Origin of the sequence: Empedobacter brevis (assembly GCF_965118635.1) — a bacterium.
GTDB classification, from domain to species: Bacteria; Bacteroidota; Bacteroidia; order Flavobacteriales; family Weeksellaceae; genus Empedobacter; species Empedobacter brevis_A.
Map to the genome: position 1 here is coordinate 332,313 of NZ_CBCPHV010000001.1, position 21,790 is coordinate 354,102.

Annotated in this window: 18 protein-coding genes; 7 read left to right on the top strand and 11 right to left on the bottom strand. The window is 31.1% G+C overall.

Annotated features, from left to right (window positions below):
* The first annotated feature begins 31 nt into the window (after positions 1 to 31).
* From rpoC to ACMHJW_RS01560, 4 genes are all read left to right on the top strand, one after another.
* A complete protein-coding gene (gene rpoC, locus ACMHJW_RS01545) occupies positions 32 to 4,309 on the top strand; it encodes a DNA-directed RNA polymerase subunit beta' (protein WP_413531672.1) in 4,278 nt (1,425 codons plus the stop codon).
* Entirely contained in the window at positions 4,309 to 4,602 is a 294-nt protein-coding gene (locus tag ACMHJW_RS01550) for a DUF3467 domain-containing protein (RefSeq protein ID WP_019974304.1), read from the top strand. The genes rpoC and ACMHJW_RS01550 overlap by 1 nt, the downstream gene beginning before the upstream one ends.
* A gap of 234 nt (positions 4,603 to 4,836) precedes the next feature.
* Positions 4,837 to 6,156, top strand: coding sequence for a dihydrolipoamide acetyltransferase family protein (locus ACMHJW_RS01555; protein WP_413531673.1), 1,320 nt, complete (start codon positions 4,837 to 4,839; stop codon positions 6,154 to 6,156).
* Positions 6,157 to 6,396: 240 nt separating this feature from the next.
* Positions 6,397 to 6,912 carry a hypothetical protein gene (locus ACMHJW_RS01560; RefSeq protein ID WP_413531674.1) on the top strand — a complete coding sequence of 172 codons (516 nt, stop codon included), beginning with the start codon at positions 6,397 to 6,399 and terminating at the stop codon, positions 6,910 to 6,912.
* On the opposite strand, the gene ACMHJW_RS01565 is transcribed toward ACMHJW_RS01560, so the two are convergent.
* The 3 genes from ACMHJW_RS01565 to ACMHJW_RS01575 form a co-directional block, all read right to left on the bottom strand.
* Positions 6,884 to 7,366: a hypothetical protein gene (locus tag ACMHJW_RS01565; RefSeq protein ID WP_413531675.1), complete on the bottom strand. Its 483-nt coding sequence runs from the start codon at positions 7,364 to 7,366 to the stop codon at positions 6,884 to 6,886. The two genes, ACMHJW_RS01560 and ACMHJW_RS01565, sit on opposite strands and share 29 nt — an antisense overlap.
* 20 nt (positions 7,367 to 7,386) lie before the next feature.
* Positions 7,387 to 7,866 carry a hypothetical protein gene (locus ACMHJW_RS01570; protein ID WP_413531676.1) on the bottom strand — a complete coding sequence of 160 codons (480 nt, stop codon included), beginning with the start codon at positions 7,864 to 7,866 and terminating at the stop codon, positions 7,387 to 7,389.
* A 172-nt stretch (positions 7,867 to 8,038) separates the two neighbouring features.
* Positions 8,039 to 9,559 (bottom strand): Do family serine endopeptidase, encoded by a 1,521-nt coding sequence (locus ACMHJW_RS01575; RefSeq protein WP_413531677.1) that lies wholly within the window; start codon positions 9,557 to 9,559, stop codon positions 8,039 to 8,041.
* Positions 9,560 to 9,719: 160 nt separating this feature from the next.
* On the opposite strand from ACMHJW_RS01575, the gene dapF reads away from it, so the two are divergent.
* From dapF to ACMHJW_RS01590, 3 genes are read left to right on the top strand one after another with little or no spacing between them, the layout of a single operon-like run.
* Positions 9,720 to 10,496: a diaminopimelate epimerase gene (gene dapF, locus ACMHJW_RS01580; protein WP_413531678.1), complete on the top strand. Its 777-nt coding sequence runs from the start codon at positions 9,720 to 9,722 to the stop codon at positions 10,494 to 10,496.
* 9 nt (positions 10,497 to 10,505) lie between these two features.
* A complete protein-coding gene (mltG, locus tag ACMHJW_RS01585) occupies positions 10,506 to 11,528 on the top strand; it encodes an endolytic transglycosylase MltG (RefSeq protein WP_413531679.1) in 1,023 nt (340 codons plus the stop codon).
* Positions 11,529 to 11,558: 30 nt separating this feature from the next.
* Positions 11,559 to 12,959, top strand: coding sequence for an FAD-dependent oxidoreductase (locus ACMHJW_RS01590; protein WP_413531680.1), 1,401 nt, complete (start codon positions 11,559 to 11,561; stop codon positions 12,957 to 12,959).
* Positions 12,960 to 13,018: 59 nt separating this feature from the next.
* On the opposite strand, the gene ACMHJW_RS01595 is transcribed toward ACMHJW_RS01590, so the two are convergent.
* The 8 genes from ACMHJW_RS01595 to ACMHJW_RS01630 all read right to left on the bottom strand — a co-directional run bounded on the left by ACMHJW_RS01595 (position 13,019) and on the right by ACMHJW_RS01630 (position 21,768).
* Entirely contained in the window at positions 13,019 to 15,766 is a 2,748-nt protein-coding gene (locus tag ACMHJW_RS01595; protein WP_413531681.1) for a TonB-dependent receptor, read from the bottom strand.
* 95 nt (positions 15,767 to 15,861) lie between these two features.
* Positions 15,862 to 16,638, bottom strand: coding sequence for a GLPGLI family protein (locus tag ACMHJW_RS01600; RefSeq protein ID WP_413531682.1), 777 nt, complete (start codon positions 16,636 to 16,638; stop codon positions 15,862 to 15,864).
* Between the two features lie 152 nt (positions 16,639 to 16,790).
* On the bottom strand, positions 16,791 to 17,393 hold the full coding sequence (pncA, locus tag ACMHJW_RS01605; protein ID WP_413531683.1) for a bifunctional nicotinamidase/pyrazinamidase: 603 nt from the start codon (positions 17,391 to 17,393) through the stop codon (positions 16,791 to 16,793).
* A gap of 97 nt (positions 17,394 to 17,490) precedes the next feature.
* On the bottom strand, positions 17,491 to 18,273 hold the full coding sequence (locus tag ACMHJW_RS01610) for a GLPGLI family protein (protein ID WP_413531684.1): 783 nt from the start codon (positions 18,271 to 18,273) through the stop codon (positions 17,491 to 17,493).
* Between the two features lie 70 nt (positions 18,274 to 18,343).
* Positions 18,344 to 19,120, bottom strand: coding sequence for a GLPGLI family protein (locus ACMHJW_RS01615; protein WP_413531685.1), 777 nt, complete (start codon positions 19,118 to 19,120; stop codon positions 18,344 to 18,346).
* Between the two features lie 25 nt (positions 19,121 to 19,145).
* Positions 19,146 to 19,808, bottom strand: a complete 663-nt coding sequence (locus ACMHJW_RS01620; RefSeq protein WP_413531686.1) for a DUF6624 domain-containing protein — start codon at positions 19,806 to 19,808, stop codon at positions 19,146 to 19,148.
* A 105-nt stretch (positions 19,809 to 19,913) separates the two neighbouring features.
* Positions 19,914 to 20,906, bottom strand: coding sequence for a glycosyltransferase family 2 protein (locus ACMHJW_RS01625; RefSeq protein WP_413531687.1), 993 nt, complete (start codon positions 20,904 to 20,906; stop codon positions 19,914 to 19,916).
* 1 nt (position 20,907) lies between these two features.
* Entirely contained in the window at positions 20,908 to 21,768 is an 861-nt protein-coding gene (locus ACMHJW_RS01630; protein WP_413531688.1) for a lysophospholipid acyltransferase family protein, read from the bottom strand.
* Positions 21,769 to 21,790 lie beyond the last annotated feature (22 nt).

The following is a 21,790-nucleotide window of genomic DNA, read 5'->3' on the forward strand; positions in this document are numbered from 1 at the left end:
TTATAATAATATAATTGTTAGATACATCTATATGTCAACAAAAAATAAAACAAGTCAATTCTCAAAAATCCGTATCGGGTTAGCTTCTCCAGAATCGATTCTTCAAGAATCTAAAGGTGAAGTTTTAAAACCTGAAACGATTAACTATAGAACGCACAAACCAGAGCGTGACGGGTTATTCTGTGAGCGTATCTTTGGACCTGTAAAAGATTATGAATGTGCCTGCGGAAAATATAAAAGAATCCGTTATAAAGGTATCGTTTGTGACCGTTGTGGGGTTGAAGTTACTGAAAAGAAAGTTCGTCGTGAGCGTATTGGACACATCAATCTTGTTGTGCCAATTGCACACATTTGGTATTTCCGTTCATTACCAAATAAAATTGGTTACATCTTAGGATTACCATCTAAGAAATTAGACATGGTAATTTACTACGAAAGATATGTAGTGATTCAACCAGGTATCGCAAAAGGACCAGAAGGAGAAGAATTAAACAGATTAGATTTCTTATCAGAAGAAGAATACTTAGATATCTTAGAAACTCTTCCAATCGAGAATCAATATCTAGAAGATTCAGATCCTAATAAATTCGTTGCGAAAATGGGTGCTGAAGCACTAGAAGACCTATTATCTCGTATCAATTTAGATGAATTATCTTACGAATTAAGACACAAAGCACATAACGAAACATCTAAACAACGTCGTACAGAAGCGTTAAAACGTTTACAAGTTGTTGAATCGTTACGTGAGTCAAATATGCATCACGTAAACCGTCCAGAATGGATGGTAATGCGCGTTATTCCAGTTATTCCACCAGAATTACGTCCATTAGTTCCATTAGATGGAGGTCGTTTTGCAACATCAGATTTAAATGATTTATATCGTCGTGTAATTATCCGTAACAATCGTTTGAAACGATTAATGGAAATTAAAGCGCCAGAAGTAATCTTACGTAATGAAAAACGTATGTTACAAGAAGCGGTAGATTCATTATTCGATAATACACGTAAAGCATCAGCCGTTAAAGCAGATGGTAATCGTCCATTAAAATCATTATCTGATTCATTAAAAGGTAAACAAGGTCGTTTCCGTCAAAACTTATTAGGTAAACGTGTGGATTATTCTGCTCGTTCTGTAATTGTTGTTGGACCAACACTTAAATTACACGAATGTGGTTTACCAAAAGATATGGCAGCTGAATTATACAAACCATTTGTTGTTCGTAAATTAATCGAACGTGGAATTGTAAAAACAGTTAAATCGGCTAAGAAAATTATCGATAGAAAAGAGCCAGTTGTTTGGGATATTTTAGAAAATGTAATTAAAGGACATCCAGTTTTATTAAACCGTGCCCCAACATTACACCGTTTAGGTATCCAAGCATTCCAACCGAAATTAATCGAAGGTAAAGCAATTCGTTTACACCCATTAGTGTGTACAGCCTTCAATGCCGATTTCGATGGTGACCAGATGGCCGTTCACTTACCATTAGGACCAGAAGCTGTTTTAGAAGCACAATTATTAATGTTAGCTTCTCAAAATATTTTGAATCCTGCAAATGGATCTCCAATTACTGTACCATCTCAGGATATGGTTTTAGGTCTTTACTACATGACGAAAATTCGTCGTACTGACCACCAATTTACAGTAAAAGGTGAAGGATTAACATTCTATTCAGACGAAGAAGTTCAAATTGCATATAACGAAGGAGCAGTTGATTTAAATGCACCAATTCGTGTAAAAGGAACTATTCGTGTAGGAGAGGAGTTAGTAGAAAATCAATTAATCGAAACTTCAGTAGGACGTGTGTTATTTAACCAAATCGTTCCGAAGCAAGTAGGATTTATCAATGAAGTATTAACGAAAAAATCGTTACGTACAATCATTAATAAAATCATTAAGATTACAGATTTCCCTACAACAGCTGCTTTCTTAGATGATATGAAACAATTAGGATATAGAAATGCCTTCGAGGGTGGTTTATCATTCTCATTAGGAGATATCTTAATTCCAGAACAAAAGAAAGACCTTATCTCTGGTGCAATCAACCAAGTTGAGAACATTAAGATGAACTATAACATGGGTCTTATTACAAATAACGAACGTTACAACCAAGTTATTGATGTTTGGACAACAACAAACGCAACATTAACAGAAATTGTAATGAAACGTATGACAGAAGATCAACAAGGATTTAACTCTGTATTCATGATGCTTGATTCAGGAGCACGTGGATCTAAAGAGCAAATTCGTCAGTTATCAGGTATGCGTGGATTGATGGCTAAACCTCAAAAAGCTGGTTCTACTGGTGGGGATATTATCGAGAATCCAATTATCTCTAACTTCCGTGAAGGTCTTTCTATCTTAGAGTACTTTATTTCTTCGCACGGTGCGCGTAAAGGTCTTGCCGATACTGCCTTAAAAACTGCCGATGCTGGATACTTGACTCGTCGTTTAGTTGACGTTGCACAAGACGTTATCGTAATGCACGAGGATTGTGGTACATTAAGAGGTTTAGAAGTTACAGCACTTAAGAAAAAAGAAGAAATCATTGAAAGTTTATCTTCTCGTATTTTAGGTCGTACTTCATTAAATGATATTTATAACCCAGATAATGGTGAATTAATCATCGCTGCTGGTAATATTATTACAGAAGATATTGGTGATGCTATCGAAGCAGCTGGTATTGAAAATGTAGAAGTTCGTTCTCCATTAACATGTGAAGCGAAAACTGGAATTTGTGCTAAATGTTACGGACGTAACTTAGCGACAGGTAAAGGAGTTCAAAAAGGTGAATCTGTAGGTGTAGTTGCTGCACAATCTATTGGTGAGCCTGGTACACAGTTAACATTACGTACTTTCCACGTTGGGGGTACTGCGGGTAACGTTTCTGAGCAAAATACAATTAATGCTAAAGTTGACGGTACAGTTGAGTTTGATGACTTACGTACAGTTGAATCTACAGATGATTCAGGTAACAAAGTAGATACAGTTGTTTCTCGTTCTACAGAGATGAAAGTAATTGACGATTTAGGAAACGTTCGTCAACAAACTAACATCGCTTACGGTACTATTTTATCTGTTAAAAACGGAGCTAAAGTTCAAAAAGGTCAAGAGATTGCAAGTTGGGACCCTTATAACGGGGTAATTATTGCGGAATCTACTGGTAAAATTGAGTATGAACAATTAGAGCAAGGGGTAACTTTCCAAATTGAAATCGATGAGCAAACAGGATTCCAAGAAAAAGTTATTTCTGAATCACGTAATAAAAAATTAGTTCCAGCGTTAAGAGTTATCACAATCGATGGTGAAGAAAAAACATACAACTTACCAGTAGGTGCACACTTAATGGTAAATGATGGAGAAAAAATTAATGCAGGTAAAATCTTAGTTAAGATTCCTCGTAAATCAGCTAAATCTGGTGATATTACAGGAGGTTTACCTCGTATTACAGAGTTATTAGAAGCTCGTAACCCATCTAATCCATCAGTTGTTTGTGAAATGGATGGAGTTGTATCTTTCGGTAAAATTAAACGTGGTAACCGCGAAATCATCGTTGAATCTAAAAATGGTGAAATCCGTCGTTACTTAGTTAAATTATCTGCGCAAATCTTAGTTCAAGAAAATGACTTCGTACGTGCAGGTGAGCCTTTATCAGATGGAGCAATTACACCAGAAGATATTTTAAGAATTTTAGGACCAACAGCGGTTCAAGAATACTTAGTAAACGAAATTCAAGATGTTTACCGTTTACAAGGTGTAAAAATTGATGATAAACACTTCGAAATTATCGTACGTCAAATGTTACGTAAAGTTCGTATTGTTGATTCAGGAGATTCAAGATTCTTAGAAGATAGTTTAGAGCATAAAGACGATTTCATGCAAGAAAACGACCGTTTATTCGGAATGAAAGTCGTAGAAGATGCTGGTGATTCTGATACATTAAGTGCAGGACAAATCATCACAATTCGCGAATTACGTGACGAAAACTCTAAATTAAAACGTGAAGATAAAAACTTAGTAACAGCTCGTGAAGCTTTACCTGCAACAGCAGAAGCAGTTTTACAAGGGATTACAAGAGCATCTTTACAAACTAAATCTTTTATGTCTGCGGCATCGTTCCAGGAAACTACAAAAGTTCTTAACGAAGCAGCTGTAGCTGGTAAAGTAGATGGTTTAGTAGGATTAAAAGAAAATGTAATTGTTGGACACTTAATTCCTGCTGGAACTGGATTAAAAGAGTATCAAAACATCATCGTAGGATCTAACCGTGAATACGAGGAATTAATAAACGCAAAACAAGAATTATAATGTCAGAAAATCAACAAAACGAAGGATTAAACATTGAGTTAAACGAATTAGTAGCTCAAGGTGTTTATGCTACAGGAGCAATCATCAACCACTCACCATCTGAGTTCGTTGTAGATTTCGTTCAATTTTTACCAGGTGCTAGACCATCAGTAAAATCAAGAATTATTTTGTCTCCATTACAAGCAAAACAATTATCTCAATCGTTAGCAGAAAACGTAACTAACTTCGAAAAAAACTTTGGTGAAATCAAAGAACCTCAAGTAAATAACGGTACTGCAACATACGAAGCTTAAGAATTATTCTTAATATTTCAAAAGTCCCTCAATCTTTGATTGGGGGATTTTTTTATTTGCTTAAAACTATTAAATTCATAATATTAACTTCTTAAATTCTTACTGAATTATAATATTCGTAATATTTTAAATTAATATTATTAATATGGTAAAATTAAAATGAATTAAACTTGTTTACGGTATTTTTTAAAATCGAAAAAATGTTTAGATTTGTATTAAGCAAATAACACAAGAATGTCTGACTATAAATTAATTCTACCTTCTATGGGAGAAGGTGTAATGGAAGCTACTGTAACAAATTGGATCAAAAATATTGGAGATTCAATTGCTGAAGATGAATCTGTTGTTGAAATCGCAACTGATAAAGTAGATTCTGATGTTCCTTCGCCAGTAGCAGGAGTTTTAAAAGAAATCTTAGTTCCTGTAGATGGAATTGCAAAAGTAGGAGAACCTATCGCAATTTTGTCTGTTGAAGGAGCTATTGAACAAGAAAACTCGGTAGAAGAAATTAATACAAATAGTGAACAAGAAATTGCAGATGTAGTAAAATCTATCGAAGCAGAAGTAGCAACAATTAAAACTGAAGTTGCTATTATTTCGTCTGATGATAAATTTTATTCTCCTTTAGTAAAATCGATTGCAAAAGAAGAAGGTGTTTCTCAAGCAGAATTAGATCAAATTTCTGGTTCTGGAAAAGACGGACGTGTAACGAAAGATGATATTTTAAATTTCGTTAAGAACAGAGGAAATCAAACAGAAAAACCAATAGGACAAACTGCTGTACCAACACCTGTTGCTCAACCTCAAACATCACAAATTCAATCAGCACCAATTTCTGTTGGAGAAGGTGATGAAATTATAGAAATGGATAGAATGCGTAAAATTATTGCGCAAAACATGTTACAAGCAAAACAAGTTGCTCCTCATGTAACTTCATTTATTGAAGTGGATATGACAAACATTGTATTGTGGAGAGATAAAAATAAAAATGAGTTTTTGAAAAAACATGGTGAGAAGATTACTTTCATGCCAATTTTTATAGAAGCTGTAGCAAAAGCTATTCAAGATTTTCCAATGATTAATATTTCTGTTGACGGAGATAAAATCATCAAAAAGAAAAATATCAATATAGGAATGGCAGCTGCTTTACCAAGTGGAAACTTAATCGTTCCTGTAATCAAAAATGCAGATCAATTTAATTTAGCAGGATTAGCTTCACAAGTTAATGATTTAGCAAATCGTGCTCGTAACAATAAATTGAAACCAGTAGAAATTCAAGGCGGAACTTATACAATTACTAATATTGGTTCTTTCGGAAATACATTAGGAACGCCTATTATTCCTCAACCACAAGTAGCTATCTTAGCTGTGGGAGCAATTGTGAAAAAACCAGCAGTTATAGAAACTCCACAAGGAGATATGATTGCTATTCGTCACAAAATGTATTTATCTCATGCATACGATCATCGTGTTGTAGACGGAGCATTGGGAGGAATGTTTGTAAAACGTGTTGCAGAATATCTTGAAGCATTTGATATGAACACACCCGTATAAGTGTAAAATAATATAAAATAAAAAAAGTTCAACTAAATTTTTAGTTGAACTTTTTTGTTAGAATTTATCGTAATCTAATAAAAAATTTATTTTTCGTAATAGATATTATTCATTTGGATTGAATAAGTTCATAGAAACTATTCTTTTTTCGATATGCAGGCTAAACTAAAACAAAAAAAATAGTTTATTTAGATGTTAATTCCAGCTTTTTTATAACTTTACTTAACATTTAAGTAAACTATGGCGCCAATCATATCAATTCTAATTATATTTTTAATTTTCGGAATTTTTGTTTCTATATTCTTTATTATTGCCGTATCCGACGCTAAAGTCAGAGAAAAGAATGAGCAACATACATTGAATAGTTTGCCAGATCAAGTTGATCTGAAAGCTGTTGTGCGATATAATATTGGTCGTCCTCAAGGTAGATTCCTGAAAATGAAATCTTTTCAAGGAAGTGGAGTTTTGTATGTGCAAGGAGATCAGTTAATTTTCAAAGATATTTTAGGAAATGAAGATCATATTTTTGATCTAAAAACATGTAAATTATCTTGGGTTGAAAACAAGATTAATGGGATTACAAATGCTTTTAAAATCGCTGATCACGAAGCTATTATATTCTTTTATATTGATAAAGGTTTATTTATTTTTAATGCAATCGAAGAAAATGCTTCTACTTCAGATTTATATATTCGTCTGAAAGAATTACGTAAAAGCATTCGAAATGCTAAAAAAGCTGAGTCGGCAAGTGAATAACCAAACCAGCTCGGAAACCACTCATATCTTTAAAATTATTATTCTCTCTAAACTCAAAAGAATAACCAGCATTTAGTTCAACAATGCTCAAAACAGCAATACCAGCTTTTGGTGTAATTGTCCAAGGAGAAACTTCTGCGCGAATAACATAAAAAGCAGAATTAAAATTAGAGCTATAAGGATCACCAGGATTATTACGGAAATTGAACATATATCCAGCTCCAATTTCTGGAATTACACGAAATTTATCTTTCATATAACCCAAATTTGCATTGGCGCTAAACGTCAAAATATTGTTGTTGTCTTGTACCAAGAATAGATCGGTACCAACTTTTCCATAGTTTCCATTCCAATATTCATAACCTAGATTAATTGTAAAATAATCGGTAAGGTTTTGTTGTGCTTTTACTTGAAAACTAAAGATTAAAACAAAAATTGCGATGAACTTTTTCATGTAACAAAACTAATGAATAATTAATATATGTTGAAATTTAAAGGAAGATTTAATCCAATACTAAATTGAAATCCATCAATAGTTTTAAAATTTGTTTTTTGCTTTAGTTCAATTCCATATCCAAATCCAATATCAAAGAATGTAAACAAACTAATTCCGCCTTTTGGTGTAAATGTATAAGGAGTGAATTCTGTTTCTGCAAATAAACCAATACCGCCTAAGCGTGCAGGGAATTTGTAAAATGTTAATCCAACTTCAGGAATAATGCTTGTTGTTCCTTGCATTCCTGTAAAATTTCCATTAAAATCTAATTTTAATAAATTTAAATCGCCAATTGATAGCTCTCCAAAAAAACCAATTTTTCCAAAATTACCAGCTTGATTTGAATACCCAATTGTTGGTCCGTAGAGAAATTCTTGTCCTTTTTGTTGTCTAGATTGAGCAAAAGTAATTGTACTAACGAATAAAACAAGAAGAGAAAGCAATAGTTTAAATTTCATAAGATTAATTTTATCAAATGTAAGCATCTATTGCAGATGGTTTAATCCCTGTTATTGATGATTTTTTAACTTCTAGTTTTGATTTGAAATTTATCGCAAAAAAAATAGCTACAACTTAATTTGTTATAGCTATTTGTAATGAATTATTAAAATTTAAAATCGACTCTAAATTTTAATCCATCGTGAAACCTTTTGTATAAATACGTCCGTAATAATCAGCAAATTTGATTGAAACACGACCTTTATGATTTTTCAATATTTTTTCAATATCTTCTTGCGAACTTACATTTTTATCGTTTACAGAAAGAATAATAAATTCGTCTTGAACACCAGCTGCCGCCAATTTTCCACTTGATTCTAGGTTTTTCACCATCACACCATAATTGATTCCAAAATTATCTTTTTGGCGTTCTGTTAATGGTTCAAATTGTGCTCCTAAAAGTTCAGTAGGTGTTAAGTCTGCTTTGCTTCTTACTTTTGTACTTCCTTTTGCATCTTTTAATGTAATTGAATATGTTTTCTCTGTGTTTCCACGTTTTACTGTAAGTGAAACATTGTCTCCTGGACGTTTGCTACCAACCATGAAAGATAAAGTAGAGAAAGATGTAATTGGTTTACCATCTACAGCTGTAATGATATCTCCTTCTTCAATTCCAGAATCAATTGCAGAACCTTTCGAAACCAATTCAGTTACCATCACACCATTATCAGTTTTGATGTTTTTCTTGAATTGTTTGTTGTATTGTTTTACAGCATCTTCATTAGTTAAATCAAAACCTTTGATTCCTAAATATCCACGTTGTACAATTCCATATGATTTTATATCCTCAACTACTTTTTTCACCAAGTTAGCAGGAACCGCAAATCCATAACCAGAATATGCTCCTGTAGGAGAAGAAATAGCGGTATTAATACCAATTAAATCTCCATTAGCATTTACTAATGCTCCACCAGAGTTTCCTGGGTTAATTGCAGCATCGGTTTGGATAAATGATTCGATTGGTGATTCAGAATTTTTACCTAAAATATTAATGCTACGTCCTTTTGCAGAAACAATACCTGCAGTAACAGTAGATGTTAACCCAAAAGGATTACCAACTGCTAACACCCAATCACCTACATTAATCGCATCAGAATCGACAAATTTTGTAAAAGGCAATCCTTTTTCAGTAATTTTTAATAATGCAATATCTGTACTTGGATCTGTACCTACCAATTCTGCTATATAGCTTTTTTGGTTATTTAAAGTAACTTCGATTTTTGAAGCTCCTTGTATGACGTGATTATTTGTAACAATGTATCCATCCTGAGAAATAATTACACCAGATCCCATTCCTGATGGTTGATCTTGATCTGGTTGCTGCTGTTGTCTTCCTCTTTGTTGCTGTTCTGGTTGTCCAAAAAAGAAATCAAACGGATCAAAAAACTGTTGTTGTCTTTGTTGTTGTCTTTGATTAGAATAATTCTTAATACTAACAACTGTATGTACTGCTTTATTAGATGCCTGAACAAAGTTTGGTGCATCATAACCATAATTTCCTTTATAATCTACAAACTCAAAGTCTCCATTTTTTTGATTACTTGCATTTGTAATAAATGGATTGTTTCCATTGTCATTCATTAAATAAAAACCTCCCATAGTTGTCATAGAACTAACTAATCCAACTAATAAGTAACCTGTATATTTTTTCATCTTTTTATATAAGTTTTAATGTTTTTGATTAAATCAAATTTAAGACCAAAATTTTAACATTTCAAACCGTTTAACGCATGTTAACAGAATATTATAAATGTTTTATAATATTAGTTAAGAGTTATTAAAATATCTTTACTTTGCTTAAAATTTTTAGAAGTTGAAATTAAAGTTTTATAAATATCAAGGAGCAGGAAATGATTTTGTCATGATTGATGATCGCGAAAAAACGTTTCCAATATCGATTGAATTGATTAATAAATTATGTGATCGTAATTTTGGAATAGGCGGAGATGGTTTGATTTTATTACAAAATGATGATAATTCAGACTTTAGAATGGTTTATTTTAATTCCGATGGAAATGAAAGTACAATGTGCGGAAATGGTGGACGTTGTATTATTCGGTTTGCCAATGATTTGTCTGTTGCAGATGACAAAATGACATTCAATGCAATTGATGGTTTACATCACGGAATAGTTGATGGAAATGTTATTCGTTTACAAATGATAGATGTAAATGAAGTAGAAGAATACGACAATTATTTGTTTATGAATACAGGTTCGCCACATCATGTAGAGTTTGTAGAAAATGTAAAAAACATTAATGTTTACGAAAGAGGAAAAGTAATACGCAACGGAGCTCCTTATTTCGAGAAAGGTTCTAATGTGAATTTTGTTGAAGTAATGCCAGATAATAGCCTTAAAATACGTACATATGAACGTGGCGTAGAAGACGAAACTTTGGCTTGTGGAACAGGAATTACAGCAGCAGCAATTTCGGCTTATGTTACAAAGAAGGTTAATAATAGCGATATTAAAGTAAAAGCACTAGGAGGAGATTTATCTGTTAATTTTGAAGAAAATAATCATAACTTTGTCAATGTTTGGTTGAATGGACCAGCAGTAAAAGTTTTTGAAGGTGAAATTGAAATTTAATTCAATCCAATGAAAAAATTAAATTTAGTATTAATATTAATCTGTTCATTCGTACTTATAGGATGTACATTTATAGATGGTTTCAAAGGAAATGCAACCAAAGATGGTTTTATTTATATTTCTCGTGGAGCTAAATTTGAACAAGTTTTAGATTCTTTAAAACCATTTTTGAAGGATGAAAAATTATTCAAAAAATACGCAGAAGATGCTGATTATCCTGCAACAATAAAATCTGGAAAATATAAAATATCAAGCTCAGATTCTAATCGAGATATTATTGATCGTTTGCAAGGAGGTGAACAAGAAGAAGTAAAACTTCGTATCAAAAATGAACCAACAATTTATCATTTAGCTGGATCAGTTTCCAAACAAATTGATATGGATTCGATTGAAGTTTTAACAGCTATTCGCGATTTTGTAAAAGAAAAAAATGATACAACATTAAACGACGAAACGGTTAAACAATATTTTATTCCAGAAACTTATTTCGTGTATTGGGGATTAACACCAGAAAAGTTTGTAGATAAAATGGTGGCGCAACACGATAAAGTATGGAATGCAGATCGTTTAGCTAAAGCAAAAGCGCTTAACATGACGCCTTTGCAAGTGACAACGTTGGCATCTATCGTGCAATTAGAATCGTCTGATAATATGGATGAACAACAAAAAGTTGCACGCGCATATATGAATCGTTTAGCAAAAGATATGCGTTTAGAAGCCGATCCAACATCTATTTATGCGTATAAAATGGAAAATGGTTGGAACCAAAAAGTACAACGCGTGTACAAAAAATGGACATGGTCGTCGAATGCCTATAACACATATCGAAACAAAGGTTTGCCTCCAGCGCCAATTTGTTTACCAAATTTAGGTGCAATAGATGCTGTTTTATCACCAGCAAATCACGATTTTATTTTCTTTGTTGCTGATCCTAAAAAACCAGGTTATCACATTTATACCAACGATTATCAAGAACATTTAAAAAATGCTGAGAATTATAGAAATTGGTTAAAAGAGAATAATATTAAATAATTGTATCTTTAGCTAAATCAAATTTTAGCGATGAAACAACAAAAATATACAAAAAGAGAATTCCTAAAATTACTTGGTTCAGGTAGTTTAGGAATTTTTTTTATGTCCTTTTATTCGTTTGATGATTTCTTGGATAATGATTTAATTTTAGTAACAAAAGATGATGAGAAGTATGATAAATACAGAAAATCATTTAATAAAAGAATTGAAAAATTTCCGAAAATAATAGCTATTTGTAAATCTGAAAATGGAATAAAAAAAGCAATTTCATTGGCAAATGAAAAGAAACTGAAAGTCGCTATTCGAAGTGGAGGACATAGTTTTGAAAGTTTTTCGAATATAGATAACGGAATGTTGATTCATCTCGGATTGATGAATGAAATTACGTGGTTGCAAGGAAATAAAGTGAAATTGCAACCAGCTTGTTTGTTGCAAGAAATTTATGCTAATTTTTTACCAAAGAAAAGAATTATTCCGGCTGGTTCTTGCGGAACTGTTGCTATTGGCGGTTTGACATTAGGCGGAGGTTATGGATTTTTCAGCAGGAAATATGGTTTGACATGCGATAATTTGCTTCGTGTAAAAATGATCGATTACAAAGGAAATACAATCGATTCTGATAAAGATCCAGATTTACTTTGGGCATGCAAAGGTGGCGGAAACGGAAATTTTGGAGTTGTAACGGAATTACATTTCAAAACTTATCCTGTACCACAATCGTTCAGCGGATATCGTATGAAATTTAATAATCTTACGAAAGATAAATTTATCAAGCTTATTCGACTTTGGTTTCAAGCAACCGAAAAATTACCAAATGAAGCCTTTTCTGCTTTTGTATTGAATGGAAAATTTTTAACAATTTTATTCACCAATTTTGCAGCAAATCAAACAGATTTTGAGAAAATATTTTCGAATTTAATTCCTTTAGCAAATAATTACAAACCAATGAAAGATAGGAATTTGGCAGCTGCGCTAAAAAATTATTATGGCGTAAAAGAGCCCATTTATTTTAAAAATGCTTCTGCTGGTTTGTACAAAGGAATTGATGATATAGAAAAAGGTTTAGGAGATATTTTTGAAAAAGTAGCCGCTTCTAAAGGAATGATTTATCAGATAAATACATTGGGAGGAAAAATTAATGAAATAAAATCTTCTGATTCTGCATATCCACATCGAGATATTAATTATTTGAGCGAATTACAAGCTTATTGGGATTTGCCTGCACAAGAAAAAAAGTTGACAAAATCATTTGAAGAAGTTCAACAATTGTTAAGAAATATCGGGAATACAAAACAATATCGAAATTATCCTGACATCAATTTTCCTGATGCAAATAATGCTTATTTTGGTGATAATTTGGTTCGATTACAACAATTAAAAAAGAAATATGATCCAAATAATATATTTGATTATCCACAAGTGATAAAATAAATTCAATAAAAAAGCCCTTATACAGAAGGGCTTTTTTATTGAATTCATCATAATTTAGACTAAAACTTGTATCGTAAACTCACGATAAAATATCTTCCCAAAACATTTTTAGTTGTAGTTGAGATGTAGTTGTCATTAAATCCATTTGTAACAATTACATTGTTTCCTAATAGGTTTCCTCCTGTAAGTGTTAAATAAGTTTTCTTCGCAATATTATATCGTGCAGAAGCGTTCAATTCTCTTGCTGTATTTATTTCTTTACCATCACGATATTGTAAACGATAAGAGAAATCGGTCTGAATTAACAATTTATTTGTAGCAGACCAAGCAGCTTCTCCGTATGGTCGCCAGTTTGTAAATTTCTGTTCAGATAAGGATTTATATTTACTTAAGTTCAAATTAACTCCAGCTTTCAATTCAAATTTCTTTTTGAATGTAAATGAGTTCTCTAAATTATATGTTTGATTAAAACTTTTGTTGTTTACATTATTCAAATCATCATTTGTTACAACACCATTTTTATATTCAATATTTCGTGTAATTGTATAATAATTAGAAGTAGAAATATTACCTGTTAATCGTGCATTGTACCATTTAGCAAAACGTTTTCCTATTCTAAAATATCCTGAATATGTTTCTTGGTTATTACCAGAATTTATTAAGGTATTGAATTGATAATTGTTTACAATTGTATCGTTTCCAGAGATTATAAAATCACGATTCAAAATAGATTGTGTTTGTATACTTTTTTCTTGTAACGTATAACTCAAATTCGCGAAAATATTGAAGAAAGTGAACGAATTAAAATGATTAAAATTAATACTTGCAGTATGCGTTAAAGCTTGTCTTAAATTTCTATTTCCGTAGAAAATCGATTGGTAACTTTGAATTGTGTACGAATCATTAAAATCTTTTGTGTAAGGATAGCTATAGTCTTGTGAATAACTTGCACGAACACTTGTTGCATTGTTAAACTTGTATTGTAAAACAGCATGTGGTAAAACTTTAGTTTCCGAACGATTTAACTTTTCTCCATCTTGATATTTTGACTTTTCATTGAAGAACGAAACTCCTGCACCTAAATCGGCTTGAAAATTACCGAATTTCTTTGTGAATGTTACATCTGCAAATGTTTCATTGTAATCTAAATCTGTATTGCTGATTAATGAATTATCATTCATTAAATTTTTGAAATCATAGATTTTATTATCAAAATCTTGCGTACTAAAACTTGTTCCAACTTTTATTTTAAGATTAGATGTATTTGTCAATAAGTGATTATAAATTCCGTATAATTGAACTGTATTTAAAACAAAATTTTGATCTTGATTAATATTAAATTGATCATTTATTTTTGATAAATTTTTGAAAAAATTGAAAGATGAGAACGGATTAGCTGTTGATAAAACATTGTAATCTGGCGTATCTTTTTGATATTGATGACGGAAATATAGCCCAACATTATCATCGCGCCCAACTTTTCTGATGTAAGATAAAGTTTGTGACAATGAATAATTCTTTTGATCCGAATTTACATTTCTAAAGCTATTTTTTTGATCGTTATAATAACTATCAACCAATTGTTCGTTTTGGCTATCTAAATAATTAAAGTTTAAACGATATTTAATTTGTCCTTTATCATTTGGATTATAATCCATACGAAAACGCGACATTCCCATTAAAACATTGCTCTTATTTTGTTCTTGATCGACAGTTGTATAAGGTGTTGAAATGTTGTTATAATATCGTTCGGATTTAGAATCGTAACGAATATTATTTGTGTTAAGTAAACCAAATCCAGAGATTTTTAGTTTCTTATTTGGTTCAACACCAAAATGAATTGCACCATTATATGTATTCATACTCGGCGCATCATTTTTTGTCATTAAGTTCAAATTATTCGAATTTCCTCTTAATGAATAAATACTTCCTTCAGAATTAAATTCAGAATATCCACCAAAGAAACTGATATAATCATCTTGATCGAAAACTTGTTTTCCGAATGTATTAAAATCGTTGATTAATGTTGCATCTGTTTTTTCTGAGAAGTAAAAAATCTTAGCTTGCGCATCTGTATGTTTATCTGCATCTCCACCTAAAGTAACATTCCCAAAAGCAAGACGTTTCATATCATCTTTCAATTCGATGTTTAGCGAGAATTGTTCGTCATCTTCTTGTAATGAAGAAGCAAAAGGATTTGATTTGAATTTTGTGTTTAGTTGAATTTTAGAAACGGCATCCGAAGGTAAATTCTTATTCAATAATTTTTCATTTCCACCTAAAACTTCACGTCCACCAACAGTAACTTGTGCCATTGGTTTTCCTTTGTACATTACTTTTCCGTTTTGTACTTCAATTCCAGGAAGTTTTTTTAAGATATCTTCTAATGTTTCTTCATTTCCAACTTTGAAAGAATCTGCATCAAACTCAATTGTATCACCTTTTACTTTGATAGCTTGTTGAGCTTTTACAATTGTTTCTTTTAAGGAGATTTCTTTTCCTTTTGCAAGTTTTATTTTTTTGTTGATATTTTCAGTTAACTCAACATTTTCAACATATGTTTCGTAACCAGCTTGTTCAATTTCGATGTCGTATTTTTCACCACAAGGCAATTTGAATTCGAATTCGCCAGTGTTACTTGTAAATACGAAACCTTTTCCTTCGTTTTTGCTATCAAAAATAGAAACGGAAGCATCTGTTACAGGAATACCGCTGTCATTTGCTACAGAACCTTTTATTTTACATTCTTGTGCAAAAGAGATTTGAGCGCTGGAAATAAATAAAATAAGATAGAGTAATTTTTTCATATGCATTTTTGGTTGATGCCTTAATAGAGATTTTTGTAAAAACACATCTGTTTATGTGTTAATGACAGATGTGTTTTATGTATTTTTTTGATGAACTATTTGGTATCTATACCGCTGTTCATTTGTTCTTGCATTTTTTTCTGAATATCCATTACGATTTTCATAAATTGTTCTTGCGTAACAATTTCTCCTTTTGAAGGTAGATTAATTTTTAATTCTTTGTCAGAAATTTTTATATCCTTCAATGTATAAATTAAATGAGCTCCGTTGGCTTCAAATTCAGCTTTAATGATTAATCCTGGTAATCCTGCCAAAGAAGTTGGTCCATCTTTTACAGGAATTTCTGGTGCGTACCATGCTGTTACAGGAATAGAATCCATCATAACGCCTTCTGCTTTTGTAACTTTGTATCCTGCGATATCTGTTTTTTCACGAGATATTTTCCATTTATAATCTGGAATTTGATCTTTAATCAAGTATTGTTTTACTCCTAAGTCAACTTCTTTGTAATACAAATTTGGTGTTGAGGTAAAATCTTTATAGGTTGGTTTGTTGTCCATAGCAGCCATTTGTTGTGCTATAAATCCTAAACCACCTTGTCCGTTATTTACTTTTTCTTCTAATGTGAAGGTTGAATATTTAGAATTACTTTTAAAGAAATAAGTCATAAAAATTCCAGCATCTATTTCAGCTTTTAGCATTCCACCAACTTGAGCACGATATGCTTCTGGAATTGTTTTCATGGTTTTTTCGTAATCCATTTTTACTTCCATTACATAAGTTGCATCAATGTTTTGTGTTTTATTATCTTGTGCTAGAGAAATTGTAGTTGTGATAATTCCTAATGCGAATGTTAAGATTGCTTTCTTCATAATTTTTGTATTTAATAAGTTAGTCTACTTTTATAGATGAATGTTACAGATTATTTCAAAATTTATTGAAAAAATAAAATGTCATTCAAAAAGTTAAGGCTTTTCAAATGACATTTTTAGGTATCGATTTATTGTTCAATTATATTATTTGATTATAATAAATACGTTGATACATTACCTCCTTTTTTAATAAAATCTTCTTTCAATTCATCAAAAAGTTCTTGGTTAATTGCCTTTGTTGTACCTTCTAAAATATAGGTTGCGTAACCCAATGATAAAGCATCTTTTGCTGTGTGATAAACACAATAATCAGCAGCTAAACCACAAACATATACGCTTGTTACATTATGATCTTTTAAAAATCCATTTAAACCTGTTGGATTCTTCTTATTGACATCGAAAAAAGCACTGTACGAATCTACGTCGGGATTCATGCCTTTTCGGATGATTGCACTTATTTTGTTTTGCTTAATATCTTTGTGTATTTCTGCACCTTTAGTACCTTGAACACAATGATCTGGCCATAAAACTTGTTGATTTCCGTCTAATTCGATTACATCGAAAGGTTGTTTTTCTGGATGTTGAGAAGCAAAACTTTTGTGATTTGCAGGATGCCAATCTTGTGTGGCTACAACAACATCATATTTCTCTTGTAATTTATTTATACGTTCGATAATTTTATCTCCATCATTCACAGCCAAAGAACCTCCTGGTAAAAAATCGTACTGCATGTCTACGATGATTAAAGCTTTCATAATAATTTATTTCTAAGATTAATTTTAATTAAATATAAGTGTTATTATATGAAATCAAATCAATTATTTAGGAAAATTAATTGAATTTTAAGAAAGGTTAATCACGTTTATTTACGCCTGAATTTCGCATTTCTTCAAAACGAGATCGTTGATCTTGCATTAATTTATTAAATTCTGTTTGCGAAATACTATTTTTGTCTTTTGGTTTTTCGATTGGTTTTGTATTGGTTGATGTTTTTATATCGGTCAAAGAAATAATTTTTGAACCTTTAAACGTTCCTCTGTTTATTTCTGTTTCTACTTCGGCAATCAAGCCTGGTAATCCCCAATAATTTTCTGGTCCTGTTTTATATTTTAATGTCGGAATGTACCAAACGGTTGTTGGAATACTGTCAATAATAGCTGTTGCTTTTTTGGCTTCGTTTCCTAATATTGTTTTTGTTTCGCGTGTTAATTTCCAATCAAAATTTTGCAGAGAATCTTTTACAACATAGTTCTTTCCCATCATGTTTTGATCTTTTAATAAGAGATGAGTTGTACTATTTTTATAAATATTATCTCCATTCATCGACATTGTTCGCATTCCACCTCTCATTCCTCTTGAGTTTTGGCTTTGATCGTTAGAGATTTTTTCGATCATTTTATACAAAGATTCATCTCCCAAAATTGTCAATGTTGCTTTTTGTGGTTCTTGAATATTTTTCTTGAATTGTTTTTGCATTTCTTTTGACATTGTACGTCCATTTCCTCTATTAGAAGATTGAAAACTAAAATCGTCTGGCAAAATAATACGAGTTGTGTAAGAAACTTCTACTTTTTCTTGTTGTGCAAAGGCTATAAAGCCAAATAATAAAACAAAAATTGAAATTATTTTTCTCATCTTAAATGTGATTATTGCCTTTAGACAAGAAATAATTGAAAATGTTTAATGAGGGATGAAAATATTTTCTTTAATCCTTACTTACTCCTTCAGAAGTCATTTTTTTATAATGCTCAAGTTCTTTTTTATTAAGAGCCTTATATTCATCATTTGTAATAATATTTTTATCTTTTGGTTTGTCAAAAGGTTTAACAGTAGGAACTTCTTTTACTTCGATAGCGCTGATAGTATGACTTTCAATACCTTTTCTCTTTGTGTTTTTTATATCTAATTCTAAAATTAAACCTGGTAAACCATTGAACATCGAAGGTCCGTCTTTTACAGCGATACTTGGGGCGTACCAAGCTGTAACTGTTGTTGTACTATCGATAACTGCTGTTGCTTTTTTGACATCAAAACCAATAATTTTTTTAGAATCTCTTGTTAAACTCCATTTGTATTCTTTTAATTTATCTTTTATAATGTATGGTTTGCCCATCACTCTTACATTTCTGAAATATTCTTTTGTTGTTAAGTTTTTAAACAAATCCTTTGTAGTACCGCTACCATCAAAATAAAAAGACGAGTTTACCTGTTTATTGTTTAGCTTTTCAATTTTTTTGTAGCTTGTTTCATGATTATAAATCGTTAAAAGATAATTTTTCGGTTCAGTCACACTTTTTAGCAACTCAGAAAATATATCATTAGGAATCGTGCTTTCTTTTCCATCAGCCGAATATTTAACCGAGCTTTTATATTCATCAGGATTTACTTTTAGGGTTTCTTGGTACATAACTTCTAATTTTTGAGCGAATACAATACCAGAAAATATTGTGCAGTAGCTAAGTAATGTAAATAATGTTTTCATTGTAGTTTGATTTTTAAAAAGTTATTTAATATAGTTTTGGTTCGAGAATTCCGCTTTTGATTAATGCTTCTTTATTCATTTCAAAATGCATTTCTGTCATTTCATTATAGTATTCCTTAAAAGTTGGTAATTCATATTCTTTTCGCAAAGTTTCAATATTTAGACTATCTATAAGACCATTTTTAGGAATTGCTTGCCCATATTTATTATACGTTACTTGACTACCAAAGCGCTGTTTTTTATTTTGATTTACATTCACTCTATCTTCTAGCATTGCATATTGAGATTTTATAGCATTCTCTTTTTTGATTTGCTTTCTCATTTTAGTGAGAACTTGTTTCTGGAATTTAATATCATTATCTGCATGTTGAACAATTATCCAAAAATTTCCTGATGTTCTTCTGTCAAAATCTTTTGATCCAATATAACCATATTTTTTGAAATAAGATTTTGCAATTTTTTGATTTGTTAGATTAACACTATCTCTTTTCTGATAGAAAATTTCCCATGCTTTCTTTCTTCCATATTGCTCCATCATTTCTTTGGGCGGAATGCCTGCATAAACTTGATCTATATTTCTCATTGCTTCAAATTCTGCTTTTATCCTAGTTTTATCTTCTTCATTTATTTTTGAAGTTTGGCAACTTAAAGTGATTGATCCTAAGATTATAAATAAGATTTTTTTCATTGTAGTTTGATTTTATTCTACAATTATAGTAAAAGATTTTAATTCTATTATTGTAGAATTAAAAGTTTATAGAAATTTTAAGAAATGATTTAATTTGAGAAATAATTATTTCAAATCTTTAAAATATTGACGTTTTTGTATGAAATATTGAAAAGGTAATAATTCGATATTCGAATAATTTTTGTTTTGATTTTTTTGGCGCTTTTTATACATTTTAAATAAACCACGATAAAAATGCATATGTGATATAAAAACAGCCCAAACATGAGAAAAACCTTGCTTTGATAAAAATGCAATCGCTGCAATTCCATCCATAGAAAGGCGTGTGAAAATTATTGGGAAAAGTTTTTTCGAAGGAAGATTTTTTAGTAGCATCCACAAACTATTACGATAATTTAAGTACCATTTTTTTGGATTTGCTTTATCTAAAGTTGCTCCGCCTAAATGGTAAACAGCCGATTCTCCACAATAATAAATTTTTCGTCCAGCGTTATTTAGTCGCCAACATAAGTCGATTTCTTCCATGTGAGCAAAAAAATCTTCGTCAAAGCCATTTTGTTCAAAGAAATCTTTTTTACGAATAAATAAACTTGCGCCAGTTGCCCAAAAAATTTGTGTTGTATCGTTATATTGTCCGTGATCTTTTTCGAGAGTTGAAAAAACACGTCCACGACAAAAAGGATATCCAAATTTATCGATGAAACCTCCTCCAGCTCCGGCATATTCAAAATATTCTTTGTTTTTGTAATCTAATATTTTGGGTTGAATTGCTGCAATATCGGGATGATGATCAAATAGTTTTTCAATTGGTTCTATCCAATTTTCGGTTACTTCAACATCCGAATTTAATAAACAGAAATATTCTGCATCAATTTCTTTTAATCCTTCATTATATCCTTGTGCAAAACCAAAATTTCTTTTGTTTTGAATAATTTTAACTGAAGGAAATTGAGTTTTCAACAATTCGATTGAATTGTCAGTTGATGCATTATCAATGACATAAATGGTTGCATTTTTAGAATTGTTAATAACTGAAGGTAAAAATTGTGGCAATAATTTTTCGCCATTCCAATTTAAGATTGCAATTGCTGTTTTCATGTTATAAATCGGCATATTTCCAGCGTTTATGGCTCCAAAGCCAATTATCAGGATATTGTTGAATGGTTTGTTCTAAATGATGAAAAAATTGATGAACAATTTCATTTTCTTCAAATTTCTCTTGCTGAGGTTGTATTCGCATAAAAGTTGTGTGATAATATCCGCGTTTTATTTTTTCTGTTTTACAATATACAACACCCATATTTTTGCGTCGCGCAATTTTATCAAAACCGTTAAAAACAGGAGTTCTTTGGTTTAAAAAATTGATAAAATAATGAACGGCAGATTGTTTCGGACTTTGATCGGCTACAAATAGATAGGTTAATTCTCCATCATTTGGAGCTTTCATCATAAATCGTAATACTTCTTTCATATCCAATGCTTTTGTGCCAAAACGACCACGCATTGCATTGATTTTTTCATTCCAAAAAGGATTTCGTATTTTGTGATATACAGCAGCACTTTCTTTCGTAGGCAAATGTTTTACAGTTCCAATAAACCATTCCCAGTTGAAAATATGGCCGCACATCATCATAACATCTCGTTTTTCGGATTTTATTTCATCAAAAATTTCAAGATTAGAATAGGTAAATCGCTTGTCTAATTCTTCTTGGGAAATGGAAAAACTTTTTAATGTTTCAACCAAATAATCACAAAAATTGACATAGAATTTCTTGTGAATATCCTTGATTTCTTCTTGAGATTTTTCGGGAAAAGAATTTTCTAAATTTGTTCTAATTACACGTCTTCTATAACCAATAACAGTATATAACAGAAAGAATAGAAAGTCTGAAAATCTGTATAAAACCGAAAGTGGTAAACGCGAAATTTGAAAAATTATGAAATAAAATAGACTGTTCATTTGAGAAACAAATAAGTGACAA

Bases quoted from the DNA above. Each gene is read 5' to 3' on its own strand.
- rpoC (WP_413531672.1), top strand. From the start codon at position 32: ATGTCAACAAAAAATAAAACAAGTCAATTCTCAAAAATCCGTATCGGG.
- ACMHJW_RS01550 (WP_019974304.1), top strand. From the start codon at position 4,309: ATGTCAGAAAATCAACAAAACGAAGGATTAAACATTGAGTTAAACGAA.
- ACMHJW_RS01555 (WP_413531673.1), top strand. From the start codon at position 4,837: ATGTCTGACTATAAATTAATTCTACCTTCTATGGGAGAAGGTGTAATG.
- ACMHJW_RS01560 (WP_413531674.1), top strand. From the start codon at position 6,397: ATGGCGCCAATCATATCAATTCTAATTATATTTTTAATTTTCGGAATT.
- ACMHJW_RS01565 (WP_413531675.1), bottom strand. From the start codon at position 7,366: ATGAAAAAGTTCATCGCAATTTTTGTTTTAATCTTTAGTTTTCAAGTA.
- ACMHJW_RS01570 (WP_413531676.1), bottom strand. From the start codon at position 7,866: ATGAAATTTAAACTATTGCTTTCTCTTCTTGTTTTATTCGTTAGTACA.
- ACMHJW_RS01575 (WP_413531677.1), bottom strand. From the start codon at position 9,559: ATGAAAAAATATACAGGTTACTTATTAGTTGGATTAGTTAGTTCTATG.
- mltG (WP_413531679.1), top strand. From the start codon at position 10,506: ATGAAAAAATTAAATTTAGTATTAATATTAATCTGTTCATTCGTACTT.
- ACMHJW_RS01590 (WP_413531680.1), top strand. From the start codon at position 11,559: ATGAAACAACAAAAATATACAAAAAGAGAATTCCTAAAATTACTTGGT.
- ACMHJW_RS01595 (WP_413531681.1), bottom strand. From the start codon at position 15,766: ATGAAAAAATTACTCTATCTTATTTTATTTATTTCCAGCGCTCAAATC.
- ACMHJW_RS01600 (WP_413531682.1), bottom strand. From the start codon at position 16,638: ATGAAGAAAGCAATCTTAACATTCGCATTAGGAATTATCACAACTACA.
- pncA (WP_413531683.1), bottom strand. From the start codon at position 17,393: ATGAAAGCTTTAATCATCGTAGACATGCAGTACGATTTTTTACCAGGA.
- ACMHJW_RS01610 (WP_413531684.1), bottom strand. From the start codon at position 18,273: ATGAGAAAAATAATTTCAATTTTTGTTTTATTATTTGGCTTTATAGCC.
- ACMHJW_RS01615 (WP_413531685.1), bottom strand. From the start codon at position 19,120: ATGAAAACATTATTTACATTACTTAGCTACTGCACAATATTTTCTGGT.
- ACMHJW_RS01620 (WP_413531686.1), bottom strand. From the start codon at position 19,808: ATGAAAAAAATCTTATTTATAATCTTAGGATCAATCACTTTAAGTTGC.
- ACMHJW_RS01625 (WP_413531687.1), bottom strand. From the start codon at position 20,906: ATGAAAACAGCAATTGCAATCTTAAATTGGAATGGCGAAAAATTATTG.
- ACMHJW_RS01630 (WP_413531688.1), bottom strand. From the start codon at position 21,768: ATGAACAGTCTATTTTATTTCATAATTTTTCAAATTTCGCGTTTACCA.